This window comes from Exiguobacterium acetylicum, from assembly GCF_022170825.1.
Classification (GTDB): Bacteria; Bacillota; Bacilli; order Exiguobacteriales; family Exiguobacteriaceae; genus Exiguobacterium_A; species Exiguobacterium_A acetylicum_B.
Genome location: NZ_CP081878.1, coordinates 37,501 through 54,239, shown reverse-complemented (window position 1 = coordinate 54,239; position 16,739 = coordinate 37,501). Strand labels below are relative to the sequence as shown.

The 16,739-nt window shown below is 48.3% G+C and carries 17 protein-coding genes and 2 rRNA genes (1 of these 19 running past the window's edge); 1 reads left to right on the top strand and 18 read right to left on the bottom strand.

All coding sequences use genetic code 11. The features are described from left to right. Window positions 1-38: 38 nt before the first annotated feature. The 7 genes from ispE to metG form a co-directional block, all read right to left on the bottom strand. Window positions 39-899, bottom strand: a complete 861-nt coding sequence (ispE, locus tag K6T22_RS00320; protein WP_238238360.1) for a 4-(cytidine 5'-diphospho)-2-C-methyl-D-erythritol kinase — start codon at window positions 897-899, stop codon at window positions 39-41. Window positions 900-994: 95 nt separating this feature from the next. Continuing rightward, on the bottom strand, window positions 995-1,234 hold the full coding sequence (locus K6T22_RS00315) for a Veg family protein (RefSeq protein ID WP_012368950.1): 240 nt from the start codon (window positions 1,232-1,234) through the stop codon (window positions 995-997). 84 nt (window positions 1,235-1,318) lie between these two features. Continuing rightward, window positions 1,319-2,197 carry a 16S rRNA (adenine(1518)-N(6)/adenine(1519)-N(6))-dimethyltransferase RsmA gene (gene rsmA / locus K6T22_RS00310; RefSeq protein WP_238238359.1) on the bottom strand — a complete coding sequence of 293 codons (879 nt, stop codon included), beginning with the start codon at window positions 2,195-2,197 and terminating at the stop codon, window positions 1,319-1,321. After that, the gene (gene rnmV / locus K6T22_RS00305) at window positions 2,194-2,751 is read right to left on the bottom strand and encodes a ribonuclease M5 (protein ID WP_238238358.1); all 558 of its coding nucleotides are present in this window, start codon (window positions 2,749-2,751) and stop codon (window positions 2,194-2,196) included. The genes rsmA and rnmV overlap by 4 nt, the downstream gene beginning before the upstream one ends. 66 nt (window positions 2,752-2,817) lie before the next feature. Then, on the bottom strand, window positions 2,818-4,089 hold the full coding sequence (locus K6T22_RS17280) for a 3D domain-containing protein (protein ID WP_283205693.1): 1,272 nt from the start codon (window positions 4,087-4,089) through the stop codon (window positions 2,818-2,820). Continuing rightward, window positions 4,086-4,853 carry a TatD family hydrolase gene (locus K6T22_RS00290; RefSeq protein ID WP_238238356.1) on the bottom strand — a complete coding sequence of 256 codons (768 nt, stop codon included), beginning with the start codon at window positions 4,851-4,853 and terminating at the stop codon, window positions 4,086-4,088. Before K6T22_RS00290 ends, K6T22_RS17280 begins: the two co-directional genes overlap by 4 nt. Before the next feature lie 59 nt (window positions 4,854-4,912). Beyond that, complete coding sequence (gene metG / locus K6T22_RS00285; protein WP_283205692.1) at window positions 4,913-6,892, bottom strand: methionine--tRNA ligase; 1,980 nt, start codon at window positions 6,890-6,892, stop codon at window positions 4,913-4,915. Window positions 6,893-7,216: 324 nt separating this feature from the next. Between metG and K6T22_RS00280 the strand changes: the two genes are divergently transcribed. After that, entirely contained in the window at window positions 7,217-7,513 is a 297-nt protein-coding gene (locus K6T22_RS00280; RefSeq protein ID WP_023466531.1) for a transition state genes transcriptional regulator AbrB, read from the top strand. Between the two features lie 35 nt (window positions 7,514-7,548). On the opposite strand, the gene rsmI is transcribed toward K6T22_RS00280, so the two are convergent. The 11 genes from rsmI to K6T22_RS00225 all read right to left on the bottom strand — a co-directional run. Further along, window positions 7,549-8,406, bottom strand: a complete 858-nt coding sequence (rsmI, locus tag K6T22_RS00275) for a 16S rRNA (cytidine(1402)-2'-O)-methyltransferase (RefSeq protein ID WP_238238354.1) — start codon at window positions 8,404-8,406, stop codon at window positions 7,549-7,551. Beyond that, window positions 8,403-8,657 (bottom strand): GIY-YIG nuclease family protein, encoded by a 255-nt coding sequence (locus K6T22_RS00270; RefSeq protein WP_238238353.1) that lies wholly within the window; start codon window positions 8,655-8,657, stop codon window positions 8,403-8,405. The genes rsmI and K6T22_RS00270 overlap by 4 nt, the downstream gene beginning before the upstream one ends. Beyond that, on the bottom strand, window positions 8,650-9,387 hold the full coding sequence (locus K6T22_RS00265; RefSeq protein ID WP_053454579.1) for a tRNA1(Val) (adenine(37)-N6)-methyltransferase: 738 nt from the start codon (window positions 9,385-9,387) through the stop codon (window positions 8,650-8,652). The genes K6T22_RS00270 and K6T22_RS00265 overlap by 8 nt, the downstream gene beginning before the upstream one ends. A gap of 51 nt (window positions 9,388-9,438) precedes the next feature. Next, window positions 9,439-9,789: a DNA replication initiation control protein YabA gene (yabA, locus tag K6T22_RS00260; protein WP_119182633.1), complete on the bottom strand. Its 351-nt coding sequence runs from the start codon at window positions 9,787-9,789 to the stop codon at window positions 9,439-9,441. An 8-nt stretch (window positions 9,790-9,797) separates the two neighbouring features. Further along, on the bottom strand, window positions 9,798-10,628 hold the full coding sequence (locus K6T22_RS00255) for a PSP1 domain-containing protein (RefSeq protein ID WP_029343044.1): 831 nt from the start codon (window positions 10,626-10,628) through the stop codon (window positions 9,798-9,800). A 6-nt stretch (window positions 10,629-10,634) separates the two neighbouring features. Further along, window positions 10,635-11,627, bottom strand: a complete 993-nt coding sequence (locus K6T22_RS00250; RefSeq protein ID WP_238238352.1) for a DNA polymerase III subunit delta' — start codon at window positions 11,625-11,627, stop codon at window positions 10,635-10,637. After that, on the bottom strand, window positions 11,627-11,956 hold the full coding sequence (locus tag K6T22_RS00245; protein ID WP_023466519.1) for a cyclic di-AMP receptor DarA: 330 nt from the start codon (window positions 11,954-11,956) through the stop codon (window positions 11,627-11,629). The genes K6T22_RS00250 and K6T22_RS00245 overlap by 1 nt, the downstream gene beginning before the upstream one ends. Beyond that, complete coding sequence (gene tmk, locus K6T22_RS00240; RefSeq protein WP_238238350.1) at window positions 11,953-12,591, bottom strand: dTMP kinase; 639 nt, start codon at window positions 12,589-12,591, stop codon at window positions 11,953-11,955. The genes K6T22_RS00245 and tmk overlap by 4 nt, the downstream gene beginning before the upstream one ends. After that, window positions 12,588-14,006: an aminotransferase class I/II-fold pyridoxal phosphate-dependent enzyme gene (locus tag K6T22_RS00235; protein WP_238238349.1), complete on the bottom strand. Its 1,419-nt coding sequence runs from the start codon at window positions 14,004-14,006 to the stop codon at window positions 12,588-12,590. Before K6T22_RS00235 ends, tmk begins: the two co-directional genes overlap by 4 nt. A gap of 70 nt (window positions 14,007-14,076) precedes the next feature. Next, a 5S ribosomal RNA gene (gene rrf, locus K6T22_RS00230) occupies window positions 14,077-14,192 on the bottom strand. Between the two features lie 47 nt (window positions 14,193-14,239). Next, a 23S ribosomal RNA gene (locus K6T22_RS00225) occupies window positions 14,240-16,739 on the bottom strand (it continues 414 nt past the right edge of the window).

Genomic DNA, 16,739 nt, shown 5'->3' with positions numbered 1-16,739 from the left:
TATTCAATAGTGAATATATCATTTTCATACGGATATTATCAATGGTTTTCGCCCAAAAGACGAACGACATAGACTTCATTACAAAAGCCACGTAATCCATTATAGAGACGTTGTGCCCGATTTTCGTGTTCTGTTAAAGCAAAGACGGTCGGACCACTGCCGCTCATCAATACACCCTCTGCACCGCAACTTGCCATAAACTCCTTAATTTGTTCGACTTCCGGGTGCATCGGTAACGTAACCGACTCTAGGACGTTGCCAAGTGATTGGCAGATCGCTTGGAAATCTTGCTCTTTCACGGCATCGATCATCGCTTCGACGTTCGGACGTTTTGCCGTGTTCAGGTCAAGCGCCCCGTAGACATCAGCTGTCGAGACACCGATTGTCGGTTTTGCGAGAACGACCCAGCACGGTGGTGGTGAGACAAGTTTCTCGAGTTTTTCACCACGACCGGTTGCGATCGCCGTTCCACCCATGACACAAAACGGTACATCAGAGCCAACCGCTGCACCAACCTCCGCCAACTCTTCAAGCGTCAAGCCGAGTTTCCACAAATCGTTTAAGCCGCGTAGCGTTGCTGCTGCATCACTTGATCCACCAGCAAGTCCTGCTGCGACCGGGATATGTTTCTCTAAGAAAATCTCGACCCCTGTTTTGACGTCATACTTTTCTTTTAAAATCGCCGCTGCTTTATAAGCAAGATTGCGTTCATCATTCGGGACATAGGCGTGTTGGGCGTTCATCCGAATTTCTCCTGACGGAAGCTCCGTCAACTCGAGACGGTCTGCCAAATCGACTGTCGTCATCACCATATGTACATCATGATAGCCGTCCGGGCGCTTTGCCGTCGCATCCAGGACTAGGTTGATTTTGGCCGGAGCCTTTACAATAATCGTCATCGTGCCGTTCCTCCTCTAGTTCGTTTCCTGTAGGAATTGTATCAACCTTTCCACAAAAAAAGAAGCGAACATTTTGTCCGCTTCGGAAGGTAAGTTTACGAATTCGCAAATTCGATTTGTACGGAGTCTGTTAGCACGTCGGCGTAGCTATAAGAAACTCGCTCGACATTGTGGCGCTCTGCGTCTAGCTTGACTACAAACACCGAAGGATACGTCTCAACGAGCGTTCCGATTCGGGTTACGACCTTTTTACGACCGCCGCTTGCTTTTAGCGTCAGTCTTTCACCAACATGTGTTTCGAAAACATGTCTGATTTCGTTCAACGTCTTTGGCATACGCTTCACCTCACTAATATTTATTATAGCATATTAAATAAATATTAGAAAGGGGAAATATTATATCTGTTCTAATCGTATCCGTCAACGTTTTTTAATTGGCAAAAGTGCATCCGCTAACTGTGCGAATTCCTGCAGGCTGAGCGTTTCTCCGCGACGACGTGGTTCAATTCCAGCTTCTAGTAATGCTGCTTCGACAGCCGCTTTTTCCGTCTTCCCGAAGTGCGTCGTCAAATTGTTCAAAATCGTTTTCCGACGTTGTGCAAAACTTGCTCGGACGATCTCAAAGAAGAGAGCCTCATCTTGTGTCTGTACCGCTGGCTCTTTTCGAATGTTCAAACGGATGACAGCCGAGTCGACATTTGGTGCTGGAATGAAGACTTGTTTTGGAACCGTAAAGCAGACTTCAGCTTCCGCATAATACTGGATGGCAATCGATAACGAACCGTATGCTTTCGTTCCAGGTTTTGCCCCAATCCGTTCAGCGACTTCCTTTTGAATCATCATGACGAGCGTCCGAAACGGTGCTTTCGCTTCAAGAATCCGCATAATGATTGGTGTCGTAACGTAGTATGGAAGGTTAGCGACAACTGCAATGTCTGTAATCCCTTCTTGCGTGAACTCTTCAGCAACGATCGTCGAAAGATCGAGTTCAAGTGCATCACCATGAATGACCTTCGTATGGGGATACGGTGAAAGCGTATCGTCGAGAATCGGTAGCAACCGCTGATCGATTTCAAGAGCGACGACTTTTTTCGCCTGTTTCGCCGATTGCTCCGTCAAAGAGCCAATTCCCGGTCCGATTTCGAGTACGCCGCTATCAGGTGTTAATCCAGCTGCCCCAACAATATTTCCTAATACATTTAAATCGATTAAAAAGTTTTGACCTAACGATTTTTTAAACGAAAAGCCATGTTTCGCTAAAATTTCCTTGGTCCGGTGCAATGTAGCAATGTCTTTCAAACTTCTTCCTCCTCTAGTTGTTTCAACGCTGCTTCCCATTCTGCGCGCGTAATCCGGATTGATGCGACGCGCTTCACGAGTTGTTTCGCATTCGGTTCACCAATTGCAAGAATCTGACCGAGACGACGACGACGGATCGACGCTGCTGGTCCACCAATCAAGTCAGCTGCTAAGATCATCTCACGTGTCACTTCTGCAATTGGTGCTTCTTCCGTCTCATAGACAGCGGCAAGTGCCTCTTCGATTGCTACAGGTGAGGCATGTTCAACACCGATTTTCCCTCTTTTATCCTTTGCTTGGGCACGAGGGAGATAGGCATGCTTACAGCCAGGAACCCGTTCATTGATCCGTGCACGAATTCGGTCCCCAGGAAAATCAGGATCCGTAAAGATGATGACACCACGTCGTTCGAGCGCCTTCTCAATTCGTTGCATCGTCTGTTCATTAACGGCTGAGCCGTTCGTTTCAATTGTATCGACATCGAAGACTTCTTGTAATCGTGTCGTATCATCTCGTCCTTCGACGACGATGACTTCTTTTAAGCGTTTCCGCATGATCTCTCCACCTTCTTCAAACACTCTCGTAATTGTACCTGTTTCCACGAAAAAAACAAGGAAGCGTCACGTGTCCGCTTCCGTTGCACTAGGAATGACCCAGACTTGTAGTTGTTTTCGACCAAACGTCTTCGCTGTTTGTTCGCCATCGACTAAGACATCAATCTTATTGCCTTTGATGGCGCCACCGGTATCAAGGGCAATCGCGAGTCCCACTCCTTCGACGTAGACCTTCGTTCCAAGCGGAATGACTTTCGGATCAACCGCGATGATCGGCATTCCTTGATACGTAATCGTATCCGTCACGTCATAACCAGTCGCCGTCAACGCCCGACCATCGTATAAACGACTACCGTTTGAAGCCGGGTCGTTCGTATACGCCGTCGCTTCAACCATCAAACTCTTTGCACTTGAAAAATCAAGGTCCGCATCCGCTTTTGGTGTTTCAGTTAGTGGGTTCGTCGCCTGCTCTTCGTTAAAGACAGGTGCTTCGACAGGCGTTTCGACCGGTTTTGTCCCCACTTTGACGACTTGTTTGACGGGTGTCTGCGTCACTTGATCACCAATCAGTTTTTTCTCTTTGCTGAGACCGTCAGCGAGCGTCAACTGATATTTTTTCGTTCGGACACCTGGACGACCTGATGTCGTCACTAGTTGCTCGCCTTCCGGTAAAGTCGGATCCTCCACCTCTTCAATTTCAAACGGGACAAGCTGATCCTGAGTCAATGTCGCACGTCGGGTCGTATTGACTGTGATCATCGTTCCTTCTGTTACACGAGTGTCCGGATCCGGTGCAACTCGGTCTTCTTTCTCGAGTCGAACGCCTTCCCGTGCTAATAATTCCCGGACTGACGTCTCATACGTGTAGATTTGTCGTGCTTTTCCACCGACGACGAGATCAACGGGAAACGCTTCCCGGTACCGAACTGTCATTCCGTTCGTCAAGACAGCGTCAGATGACGGATAGATATCATCGGTATCTGCTTTCTTGATGCCTCGTTCTGCAAGCAAATCCTTCACTTGGCGTGCTTGCGTCCGAACGCGACGTGATTCACCGTATCCCATAATCAGTGTGATTTCTTTTGCCCGCTGAATGACGATCAGTCGTTTTTCTGGCAAATCGGCACTAAGCGCCGGTTCAATCACATCATTGTCCCGCGTCGTAATGCCAGCTTCTTCGAGTGCTCCATAGACGGAATCGGCTGTCGTTTCAATTTGCTGTTCTCGCCCATCAATCAAGACAGTCACGGTTTGCGGATGATCCATCATACCATAGACGAGTGCAGCAGCAAGTAACAAGCTACATCCAATCGTAATGAACGTCAGAGAACGCATCATGGCAGACGGAAGACTCGTTTTGCGTTTTCAGTCGTTGCTGCTTCGACGTCGGCGTACATCATGCCGCGTAGTTGGGCAATCTCTTCAGCGACGAACCGGACGTAAGCCGGTTCGTTGCGTTTTCCGCGGTGCGGTGTCGGTGTCAGATACGGACAATCCGTCTCAACGAGTAGACGCTCGAGTGGGACTTCCTGCGCAACACGTTTCGGCATCTTCGCATTCTTGAACGTAACGGGACCTCCGAGTGAAATGTAGAAGTTCATCGCTAGACAACGCGGTAATAATTCAGCACTCATGCTATAGCTATGCAAGATTCCCCCGACTTCTTTTGCATCTTCTTCTTCAAGAATCCGTAGCGTATCTTCTGTCGCTTCTCGGTTATGGATGACGATCGGCTTCTTTTTCTGCTTCGCCAGACGAATTTGCTTCCGGAAAGCTTCTTGCTGTACATCCTTCGGCGACGTATCCCAGTGATAATCGAGACCGATTTCTCCAAGCGCGACGACTTTTTCATGGTCCATCAACCGTTCGACCTTTTGATAGGCTTCCTCATCAAAGTCAATCGAATCGACGGGATGCCAACCGATGACTGCATAAAGATCGTCATACGCTTCGACGAGTTCCATCGCACGATCAATCGTCTTATGGTCGAATCCGACGACGATCATCGGTGAAACACCGTTCGCGCGTGCTCGCTCGATTGTCTCATGGACATCATCTGCAAATTGGTCTGCATTTAAATGAGTGTGTGTATCGATTAACATAGCTGTTCGACTCCTTCTTTAAAAAAATGCCTGTGACATGAAGTCCACAGGCATCGGTTTTATTTTACGCTTGCGCCGTTTGCCATCGTTGATGGAACCGTCGCCAGTTCAAGTTTTCCTGCCTTTTCAGCAGCAAGGACCATTCCTTGTGAGAGTTCGCCACGTAATGTGACCGGTTTTAAGTTTGCCACGACGATGACCTTACGTCCGACTAAATCTTCCGGCTCATACCACTGCGCGATACCTGAGACGATTTGGCGTGTTTCTTTACCCATATCGACTTGTAACTTCAATAGTTTTTTTGCCTTCTTGATTTTTTCAGCCGTCACGACTTCACCGACGCGTAATTCGATTTGGTCGAAGACATCGATCGTCGTTTCCGGACGAACGTCTTCATCCGCCTCTTCGACTTCCTCTTCCTCGACACGCGCAGCAGAAGCTTGACGCATCATATCGACGATCGCTTCAACTTCTTCTTTGACGTCAAGACGCGGGAAAATCGGTGTAGCTGTACCGACTTTTGTTCCCGGTGTAATATCTGCGAACTTCTCGAGAGCTGCCCAGTCCATTGCTTGCCCTGAGAGACCGAGTTGCGTAAAGATCTCTTTTGGCGAACGCGTCATGAACGGTTGCAACATGATTGCGACGTGACGTAAGACGCCGACGAGATGCACCATGACCGAACCGAGTTCGACCGTTTTTGTTTCGTCTTTTGCAAGAACCCACGGTTGTGTCTCATCGATATATTTGTTTGCTCGGCTGATTAATTGCCAAATGTTCGACAGAACGACAGAGAATTCCATATGTTCCATCGATGCTTCGACTTTCGTGACCGTTTCTTTCGCAAGATCCGAGAGCGTCGCATCAAACGGTGTCACGTTGCCTGTATAAGCGGGGATCTCACCGTCAAAGTATTTCGTGACCATCGCGATTGTCCGATTGAGTAAGTTCCCAAGATCGTTCGCTAAATCGTAGTTCATCCGCTCAACGAAGGCTTCTGGTGTGAACATACCGTCCGAACCAAATGGCACTTCCCGTAACAGGTAATAACGAAGCGCATCAAGACCATAACGATCCGTCAATGGAATCGGATCGACGACGTTCCCTTTTGATTTCGACATTTTTCCATCTTTCATTAACAACCAACCGTGCGCGAAGACTTTCTTCGGTAACGGGAGGTCAAGCGCCATCAAGAGTGCCGGCCAGATGATCGTGTGGAAACGAACGATTTCTTTTCCGACGAGATGAACATCTGCTGGCCAGTACTTATCGAAGTTACCGTGATCATCCGTCCCGTAACCAAGTGAAGAGATGTAGTTCGTCAACGCATCGATCCAGACGTAGACGACGTGTTTTGGATTCGACGGGACTTGTACACCCCAGTTGAATGTCGTCCGTGAGACTGCTAAGTCTTGCAGACCTGGTTTAATGAAGTTATTGATCATTTCGTGTTTACGTGATTCCGGTAAGATGAACGACGGATTCGCTTCGAAGTACTCAAGCAAACGGTCCGCGTATTTACTGATCCGGAAGAAGTAACATTCTTCGCGAACGAGTTCGACCGGGTGTCCACTGTCAGGGCTCTTTCCGTCGACGAGTTGTGATTCCGTATAGTACGTCTCATCCGGAATCGAGTACCAACCTTCGTATTCACCGAGATAGATATCGCCTGATTCAAGGAGTGTCTCAAAGACTTTTTCGACGACTTTCTTGTGGCGTGGTTCTGTCGTGCGGATATAATCATCGTACGAGATGTCGAGACGATCCCATAAGACTTTAATCTGCTCAACGACACCATCGACGAATGCCTGTTCCGAGATGCCCGCTTCCGCTGCTTTTTCCTGGATTTTTTGACCGTGCTCATCGCTACCTGTCAAATATCGGACGTCAAATCCTTGAAGTCGTTTGTACCGTGCCATCGCATCTCCAGCCACCGTCGTGTACGCGTGACCGATATGTAGTTTTGCACTTGGATAATAAATCGGGGTCGTGATGTAAAATGTCTTTGCCATGTTATTCCTCCGTTCTCTGATTTCCATCTTCATTATAGGCTATTATACGCTGTTACGGGACTGATGTCGAAACTCGTATTTTGTCGAATCAAAACATTTTTTGACATCAGACATCAAATTACAGAAAAACACACTCTATAGTTTCATTTCCTTTAAAAAGGGAAAATGTATTAATAAATCGTTTCAAATATGGTGTTTTTGAGAAATAAATGACATTTTGATTTCAAGCTATTCAGATTGGTTGACTACTTTTGGAAAGTCTAGTATTCTACATTCTATAGAAACGATGTCGAATTTTGACGATTTTTCAAAAGAAAAAGAGATCCATGACATCAAAGGAGGAACAACAAAATGAAATCAACAGGTATTGTACGTAAAGTAGACGAGCTCGGTCGTGTCGTAATTCCAATCGAATTGCGCCGTACACTTCAAATCGCAGAAAAGGATGCTCTCGAGATCTATGTCGATAACGAACAAATCATCCTTAAAAAATATAAACCAAACATGACTTGCCAAGTTACAGGTGAAGTATCAGAAGATAACTTCAAATTGGCTGATGGTAAATTGATTCTTTCACCAGATGGCGCACAACGCGTTCTCGTTGAATTAAAAGATTTCCTCGATCGTCACTACGCAAGCAACGAATAAACAACGAAGGAAGCTCCTGACGGGGCTTCCTTTTTTTAATCTGCTTCGTGAAACGCGAGGTACAATTCCTGACGATCCAGTCCGCGTTCCTTCGCCACACGCTTCAACGCCGCATTCGGCTTTTCGCCTTCTTCGATATATCGGCGGATTTGCTCGAGTGGATCACTCTCTTGGATGACCGCATCCGGTCGATCTTCGTTTGATCCTTCAACGAGAACGACGAACTCGCCCCGAACGTCTTCTGCTGCCCAAGTGCGTAATTCACTCACACTTCCACGAATGTATTCTTCGTACCGTTTCGTTAATTCCCGAGCCAATGTCACGTGGCGATCACCAAGCACTTCTTCGATTCCTTGCAACATCTCTTTCAATCGATGCGGTGCTTCATAAAAGACGAGTGTTCCTTTCTCGTATTTCACTTGCTCCAACTCTTCACGCCGCTCTTTTTTCTTCCGTGGTAAAAAGCCGTAATACAAAAAGCGTTCTGTCGATAGACCCGACGCAACAAGCGCTGTTAACGCAGCGTTTGCACCCGGCAGAACGATGACAGGAATGTCAGCTGCAATCGCTTGACGAATCAAATCACTTCCCGGGTCCGAGATACCGGGCATGCCGGCGTCTGAAACGAGGGCGATTTGTTTTCCTGACTGCAAGTCAGCAAGCAGTCGTTCGCCGCTCGTTTGTTTATTATGTTCATGGTAACTAACGAGTTTCGTCTCAATTGAAAAATGCCGAAATAGTTTCATCGTCTGGCGTGTATCTTCTGCTGCGACGATATCCGATTCCTGCAAGATTCGGACGGCCCGGTACGTCATGTCTTCTAAATTACCGATTGGTGTCGGGACGATATAGAGTCCTGTTCCTTGCTGTTGATAGCTGCTCGTCGCTTTCATGAGCTTCCTCCTTGAATCAGCCGTTCTTTTTGTGAACGCGTTAATTGTTTAATCGCATATTCCCGCTTCATTGCCTCTGACTTCGTCGCGAATGCCTCCTGATGAACGAGGACGACCGGCAGACGGGCACGCGTATATTTTGCACCCTTGCCTGCGTTATGCGTCGCAACTCGCTGCGTGACGTCCACTGCGTAACCTGTATAGTACGTATCATCTCGGCAACGGACGATATAGACCGCATGCTCAGACATCGAACAGTTCCTTCATCTGTGCCGCATACGAATTATCCGCTTCATAGACGATGAAGGGTGGGAGGACCTTCAGCCCAGGCTTTGCATCCTTGATTCCTTCGATCAACAACATGTTCGCTTCCTTACCTGCTTTTGGATAAATCAATTGCATCCGCTTCGGTTCAAGACGATACGTCCGCATCAAGGTAACGATATCGAGCAATCGTTCCGGACGATGAACGAACGCTGCTTTCCCGCCTTGCTTCAATAGATCAGCAGCACCACGAATACAGTCTTCGAGTGTACATAAGACTTCGTGCCTTGCAATCGTATAATGTTCACTCTGATTTTGGTTCGATGTCTCATTTGCTAAAAAATAAGGCGGGTTGCAAGTGACCGCGTCATAGATGCCATATCCAAGACGCGCTCCAGCTTCTTTCACGTCGCCTTCGATCATCTCGATCTGGTCGTTCAGTTCATTCAAGTGGATGCTACGACGTGCCATCTCCGCTAGTCGCGGTTGAATCTCAAGACCTGTGATCTGTCCTTTCGTCCGGTAAGACAAAAAGAGTGGGATCGCACCGTTTCCAGAACAGAGATCAGCAATCCGTCCCTGTTGAATGGGAACCCATGCAAACCGTGCAAGCAGTGCCGCATCGAGTGAATAGGAAAAGACGGATGGACTTTGAATGATTTTTCCCTCTTGCCCTAAGAGATAATCGAGTCGTTCGTCTGGTAATAGTTCAAACATGTAATGCCTTCCTTTCCGAAAAAAAGACTGACTCATGTAGAAGTCAGCCTCTCAATGTTTCGTTAGCATGGATAAGCAGAAGAGGCAATCGCCGTCTTTTCGTACTTGTCCATAATGCAAGTTACAGATGTGGAATCCTTCCTGATACAAGCGTCCGAGATTATCGTAGCCTGCGCCGACGCCGGCTTCCGCTTCTTCGGCTTCCGTGACCGGCTGTTGTTCATCACGTTCGACTTTTTCCCGAAGATGATGATTCTCCAGATACAGGTGTTGGTTTTCTTCCATCATGTAAGCTAGCTGATCTTTTAACACGCTCAGATGCTCAGTCAGCAAATGAATCTGTTGCTCAATCGCATCGACACGCGTAATGATTTCTTTTTTATCGACTCTCTCCACGCGTATGCACCCCGTTATTCTTTTGGTCGTTTTGGTTTTACGGCACCGACGGACAATAGTTCTTCCATCGAATACGTTAAGACGCGGGAACGATCTTTCAGCTCGATTTGAACGACTTGATCGAGAATGTTCAATCCAACGACGCGTCCTTCGCCTTCTGGTACCGTCAAACGTTTTCCGTAATCCGGCAAGTCACGGCGCATCTCTTCATACGTATCGTTCTCGTATTTCAGACAGCACATCAAACGTCCACATACACCTGAAATCTTCGTCGGATTCAATGAGAGATTTTGATCTTTTGCCATCTTGATCGAGACCGGTTCGAACTCACCGAGGAAAGACGAACAACATAAGACACGACCACATGGACCAATGCCTCCAAGTAACTTCGCTTCATCCCGAACACCGATTTGACGGAGTTCGATGCGTGTCCGGAAGACAGCCGCTAAATCTTTGACAAGCTCACGGAAGTCAACACGTCCTTCTGCCGTGAAGTAGAAGATGACCTTATTGCGGTCAAAGGTGTACTCGACATCGACCAATTTCATATCGAGTTTATGTTCGCGGATTTTTTCGACACATACCGCATGCGCATCAAGCGCTGCGACTTTATTTTCGCGGACGATCATTGCATCTTTATCGTCAGCAATTCGAAGAATGGATTTCAGTGGCAACACCACATCTTCTTCGTCCATTTGTTTATCGGCGATAACCACTTCGCCATATTCAATGCCCCGTACCGTCTCAACGATGACTGCTTGTCCTCGTGATAATGACTCTTGTCCAGGTGCAAAATAATAAATTTTGCCCGCTTCTTTAAAGCGAACGCCTACTACTTCTAGCATGTCGCTCTACCCTTTCTGTAAGTCAAACATGAGACGCTCAACTGTTAATTGGGGATTAACATTCGCTTCGACCCGTCGGACTGCAGCAAGCACCGCTTGCAACCAGCGGGTGATCGTCGTCTGGCTCTTGGATCCCATCTGTTCAAGTTGGGATTTACTATTCGTATAGGTCATACCTTCCCACGCCGGATTCAGTTTCAGACGTAAGACATCCTCGAAGAAACAAGTGACGAGTTCAAGACCAATTCGGACATCCTGACGGTTCTTGAATTGTCCCATCCATTTCTCTTGTACGAACAGCGGTAAATCAGCCGGACGATTCGCTAATTCCTCCATCAATTGTAACACTGACGCTCGCGCATTTACAAACCAGTCTTCAAGCAATGCTTCTTCCGCATCCTCGACTTTTGGATAGACACGAGCCGCCAGTTGCGTCAACTCGTGGTCCCGTCCCGTTTTCTCAGATAAAACAGCTCCAATCATTTGACGATCCGCTGGGCGAAAACTTAATAACTGTCCCCGCGATCGAATCGTCGGCAACAGGAGTTGAGGTTGGTTCGTCAACAATAAAGCCACTTTCCCTTCGCCTGGCTCCTCAAAGAACTTCAGCAAGCTGTTCGCTGCCTGAGGTGTCATCTTATGCGATTGGGTAATGACATAAATCTGACGATCGCCTTCAAGTCCTCGGAGTGAGAGATCATGCATCAATTGTTGAATTTGTTCTTTTTTGATGGTCGCGCCATCTGGTTCGATTTCATAATAATCGACCAAGTTGCCGCTTTCCATCCGCCGACAGCTACGACAGACACCGCACGGTTCTACATCGACCGGTGCTTCACAAAAAAGACTCTTTGCGAACAAGTGAGCCGCTTCGAGTAGAAGCGGCTCATAGTCTCCGGTGAAGATATAAGCGTGATTGATTCGATCGTTACGTAACGAATTTTGAAGAATCGTCGAAATGACCGATTGTGTCTGTTCCAGTTCATGAAACGTCTGCATCAGAATTGATGAAACCCTTCGATTGGTAAGACGAAGACTGTCGCCCCACCGACTTGGACTTCAACAGGGTACGGGATATAAGAATCCGCATGCCCACCCATTGGTGAAATCGGGGATACCATCTGTTCACGACTCGAACAATTCTTTTTAATCAATCGTAAGAGATCATCAAGGCGCTCACTTTGAACACCAATCATGAACGTCGTATTCCCTTCTTTCAGGAAACCACCTGTCGTCGCCAGTTTTGTCGCTCGGAAATCATGCTCGACAAGTGCTTCCGCCAAACGTAGGCTATCTTTATCTTGAACAATCGTAATGACCATTTTCATGAGAATCTCTCCCTTTCTTTTAAATACGTCATGACATCTTCCACTAATTCCAGATGAATCGCTTCAATCGATCGATTGGCTTGTACGATTTGTACCCGTTCCGAGTCAGTCGCAGCAATCTGTTGAAAGCCTTCATAGACACGGGCACGAAACGCATCGTCTCGTTGCTCGATTCGATCAAGTGCTCCTCGGTCCATCATTCGTTTTTTAGAATCCGAGACAGTTAAATCAAATAGATAGGTCCGGTCTGGCGCTAATCCGCCAGTTGCAGAAGCATTGATTTGACGGACAAGATCAATCGGGTGCCCAAGACCATATCCTTGATACGCAAGTGATGCATCCACGAATCGATCGCATAAGACAATCGTTCCGGCTTCTAACGCTGGTCGAATCAGTTCTTCGACATGTTGAGCGCGAGACGCTGCATACAATAGAATTTCTGTCATCTCTGTCATCTCTTCAAAAACAGGGTTCAGAATCAACGAACGAATTTCGTTCCCAACACGTGTGCCACCTGGTTCTCGTGTTGTCATGACGTTATATCCTTTTTCCTTTAACACATCACTAAGCAATTGCAGTTGTGTCGTTTTACCAGCACCATCCGGTCCTTCGACAGTAATGAACGTACCTTTCATCCTTCAAACCCTTCCTCTATGACGCGTAACGCTCCGTGTTGCAATTGTTCGCCCCCTTGCAAATGAACGGCTACGGTTTGATAATGTCGTAAACGTAATACCTGTTCCGCCGTGATGCACTCTCCTCTGACGATCAACGGGATGCCTGGCGGGTACGGAATAATCGTCTCTAGTGAAACGTGACCGATACACTCATCCAGATGACGAAACGTACCTGTTGCTTGTTCTAACTTTTCATAAGAACACGCTAAAGCAGATACCTGTATTTTACCCATAATTGATTGCTCGATATACCTTTTCGAGGGAATTCCTTCTAATTTCATATTTTGAATAGCTCGTTCGACGCGATTTATCCAGTCATCCTGCTCAGACTTCGATAAAAGACGAAGTGGTAAAATACAGACGACATGATCTCCTAGGGCAAACTCTGCATCGAGCTGGACCGTTCGTAACGCTTGTAACAAAGCGTCTCCTGAATATCCCTCATACGTTAATGTCATCCGCGACCAGTCGTCAAAGCGAGTGACTGTCAAATGATCGAAGCGTTGAAGTTCCTGTACAAACGCATCGTGGCTACTCCGGATATCTGACATGATTTCAACTGTCCACTGTTCTCGATAAAAACGTGCGTAATCTAATGAGGCAAGTAGTAAATAAGAAGGACTCGATGTTTGAAACGCTTGTAGCGCGCGCTTTAACCTTCTTCTCATGTCTTCCGTAAATCGTTCGTGCATCCATGCTCCCATTGTCAGTGCAGGAAGTGTTTTATGGGCAGACTGAACGACGGCAGTTGCGCCTAGTTCAAAAGCAGAGCGAACACCAAATGCATTCCCAAAATGAGCGCCGTGTGCTTCATCCACTAATAATGGAATTCCAAATGACGTCGCTAACTCGACCAGCGACGTGATATCAGCCACTTCTCCGTAATACGTCGGTGAAGTGATAAACACGCCGACTCCTCCTGGATAGTTCGTAAACGCTTCCTTTAATGTTTCACGTGAAACATGCCCACTGATTCCTGTTTCTTCATGAATATCAGGTTCAAGAAATATTGGTTCAATACCGAGCCACTCCAACGCATTAAAAACAGATTTGTGCGAATTACGCTGTACATAAACGCGCTCTCCTCTTGCTGCTGTAGCGGCAAGCATTGCCCAGTTCCCAACAGTCGAGCCATTTACGAGGAAATGACTTGCTTGTGCATTATAAATCTGTCGCAATAAGGCAATCGCATCAGCAATGGCTTCTTCTGGGTGATGAAAATCATCTAGACCCGGTAATTCTGTAACATCCCATTTAAAAAAGTCTGGAAGAGATGTCAGTGTCCCATTCTTATGGCCAGGAACATGCCATGAGATCGGCGTTCGATCTAAGTGACGCTGAAGCGCATGTACAATAGGAAGTTCGTGTTTCATGAAAACACTCCTCTTTCATCTAAAATGATTACACAAAAAGACCGACCTGCAATTTGCAGATCGGTCAAGTGCCTGGCAACGTCCTATCCTCACAGGGGGAAGCCCCCAACTACTTTCGGCGTTCAAGTGCTTAACTTCCGTGTTCGGCATGGGAACGGGTGTGACCACTTGGCTATCGTCACCAGACGATCGGGCTCGCGCCCTCAAAACTGAAGTCATCAACAAGCATCTGCTAGAACAAGGCCTCGACCGATTAGTATCACTCAGCTCCACATGTCGCCATGCTTCCACCCGTGACCTATCTACCTCATCGTCTCTGAGGGGTCTTTCTTGATTACTCAAAGGGAAATCTCATCTTGGAGGGGGCTTCATGCTTAGATGCTTTCAGCATTTATCCCGTCCGCACGTAGCTACCCAGCGATGCTCCTGGCGGAACAACTGGTACACCAGCGGTGCGTCCATCCCGGTCCTCTCGTACTAAGGACAGCTCTCCTCAAATTTCCTGCGCCCACGACGGATAGGGACCGAACTGTCTCACGACGTTCTGAACCCAGCTCGCGTACCGCTTTAATGGGCGAACAGCCCAACCCTTGGGACCTACTCCAGCCCCAGGATGCGATGAGCCGACATCGAGGTGCCAAACCTCCCCGTCGATGTGGACTCTTGGGGGAGATCAGCCTGTTATCCCCAGGGTAGCTTTTATCCGTTGAGCGATGGCCCTTCCATGCGGAACCACCGGATCACTAAGCCCGACTTTCGTCCCTGCTCGACTTGTAGGTCTCGCAGTCAAGCTCCCTTCTGCCTTTGCGCTCTACGAATGATTTCCAACCATTCTGAGGGAACCTTTGGGCGCCTCCGTTACTGTTTAGGAGGCGACCGCCCCAGTCAAACTACCCGCCTGACACGGTCCTCCAGCCGGATTACGGCTGCGAGTTAGAGACTCTATGCATGAAGGGCGGTATCCCAAGGGTGACTCCTCCGAAGCTGGCGCTCCGGGCTCGACGTCTCCCGCCTATCCTGTACATCATGCACAAAGCCTCAATATCAGGCTGTAGTAAAGCTCCATGGGGTCTTTCCGTCCTGTCGCGGGTAACCTGCATCTTCACAGGTACTATGATTTCACCGGGTCTCTCGTTGAGACAGTGCCCAAATCGTTACGCCTTTCGTGCGGGTCGGAACTTACCCGACAAGGAATTTCGCTACCTTAGGACCGTTATAGTTACGGCCGCCGTTTACTGGGGCTTCGGTTCAAAGCTTCGCTTGCGCTAACCCATCCCCTTAACCTTCCAGCACCGGGCAGGCGTCAGCCCCTATACGTCATCTTGCGATTTAGCAGAGACCTGTGTTTTTGCTAAACAGTCGTTTGGGCCTATTCACTGCGGCTCTACTCATGTAGAGCGTCCCTTCTCCCGAAGTTACGGGACCATTTTGCCGAGTTCCTTAACGAGAGTTATCCCGCGCGTCTTAGAATTCTCATCTCGCCTACCTGTGTCGGTTTACGGTACTGGCGCCTTCCCCCTCACTAGAGGCTTTTCTTGGCAGTGTGAAATCGTGACCTACGTCCCTACGGGACTCCGCATCGTTCCTTGACTTTGATGCCTGACGGATTTGCCAATCAGACGGTCTTGAAACTTGCACATGCACTTCCATCCGCATGCGTCACTATCCTCCTGCGTCCCCCCATTGTTCAAACGGTGGATCGGCGGTACAGGAATATCAACCTGTTATCCATCGCCTACGCCTTTCGGCCTCGGCTTAGGTCCAGACTAACCCTGAGCGGACGAGCCTTCCTCAGGAAACCTTGGGCTTTCGACGGAGGGGATTCTCACCCCTCTTTTCGCTACTCACACCGGCATTCTCACTTCCAAACGCTCCACTGCTCCTTCCGGTACAGCTTCACAGCGGTTTGGAACGCTCCCCTACCATTCCTTACGGAATCCGCAGCTTCGGTGGTATGTTTAGCCCCGTTACATTTTCGGCGCGGCGCCACTCGACTAGTGAGCTATTACGCACTCTTTGAATGGTGGCTGCTTCTAAGCCAACATCCTAGCTGTCTAGGCAGCGCCACATCCTTTTCCACTTAACATACACTTTGGGACCTTAGCTGGCGGTCTGGGCTGTTTCCCTCTTGACTACGGATCTTATCACTCGCAGTCTGACTCCCGAGTATAAGTTGCTGGCATTCGGAGTTTAACTGAATTCGGTAACCCTGTGGGGGCCCCTAGTCCAATCAGTGCTCTACCTCCAGAACTCTCAACCTCGAGGCTAGCCCTAAAGCTATTTCGGGGAGAACCAGCTATCTCCAGGTTCGATTGGCATTTCACCGCTACCCACACCTCATCCCCGCACTTTTCAACGTGCGTGGGTTCGGACCTCCAGTCAGTGTTACCTGACCTTCATCCTGGACATGGGTAGATCACCTGGTTTCGGGTCTACGACAACGCACTGAACGCCCTGTTCAGACTCGCTTTCGCTACGGCTCCGCCTCATCGGCTTAACCTCGCGCGTTATCGTAACTCGCCGGTTCATTCTACAAAAGGCACGCCATCACCCGTTAACGGGCTCTGACTACTTGTAGGCATACGGTTTCAGGATCTATTTCACTCCCCTTCCGGGGTGCTTTTCACCTTTCCCTCACGGTACTGGTTCACTATCGGTCACTAGGGAGTATTTAGCCTTGGGAGATGGTCCTCCCGGATTCCGACGGGGTTTCACGTGTCCCGCCGTACTCAG

Coding starts and splice junctions, on each gene's coding strand:
- ispE (WP_238238360.1), bottom strand. CDS start 899: ATGACGATTATTGTAAAGGCTCCGGCCAAAATCAACCTAGTCCTGGAT.
- rsmI (WP_238238354.1), bottom strand. CDS start 8,406: ATGAAAGCGACGAGCAGCTATCAACAGCAAGGAACAGGACTCTATATC.
- K6T22_RS00235 (WP_238238349.1), bottom strand. CDS start 14,006: ATGAAACACGAACTTCCTATTGTACATGCGCTTCAGCGTCACTTAGAT.
- K6T22_RS00245 (WP_023466519.1), bottom strand. CDS start 11,956: ATGAAAATGGTCATTACGATTGTTCAAGATAAAGATAGCCTACGTTTG.
- K6T22_RS00265 (WP_053454579.1), bottom strand. CDS start 9,387: ATGTTTGAACTATTACCAGACGAACGACTCGATTATCTCTTAGGGCAA.
- K6T22_RS00280 (WP_023466531.1), top strand. CDS start 7,217: ATGAAATCAACAGGTATTGTACGTAAAGTAGACGAGCTCGGTCGTGTC.
- K6T22_RS17280 (WP_283205693.1), bottom strand. CDS start 4,089: ATGATGCGTTCTCTGACGTTCATTACGATTGGATGTAGCTTGTTACTT.
- rnmV (WP_238238358.1), bottom strand. CDS start 2,751: ATGCGGAAACGCTTAAAAGAAGTCATCGTCGTCGAAGGACGAGATGAT.
- K6T22_RS00255 (WP_029343044.1), bottom strand. CDS start 10,628: ATGCTAGAAGTAGTAGGCGTTCGCTTTAAAGAAGCGGGCAAAATTTAT.
- K6T22_RS00250 (WP_238238352.1), bottom strand. CDS start 11,627: ATGCAGACGTTTCATGAACTGGAACAGACACAATCGGTCATTTCGACG.
- K6T22_RS00270 (WP_238238353.1), bottom strand. CDS start 8,657: ATGTCTGAGCATGCGGTCTATATCGTCCGTTGCCGAGATGATACGTAC.
- K6T22_RS00290 (WP_238238356.1), bottom strand. CDS start 4,853: ATGTTAATCGATACACACACTCATTTAAATGCAGACCAATTTGCAGAT.
- metG (WP_283205692.1), bottom strand. CDS start 6,892: ATGGAAATCAGAGAACGGAGGAATAACATGGCAAAGACATTTTACATC.
- K6T22_RS00315 (WP_012368950.1), bottom strand. CDS start 1,234: ATGCCAAAGACGTTGAACGAAATCAGACATGTTTTCGAAACACATGTT.
- tmk (WP_238238350.1), bottom strand. CDS start 12,591: ATGAAAGGTACGTTCATTACTGTCGAAGGACCGGATGGTGCTGGTAAA.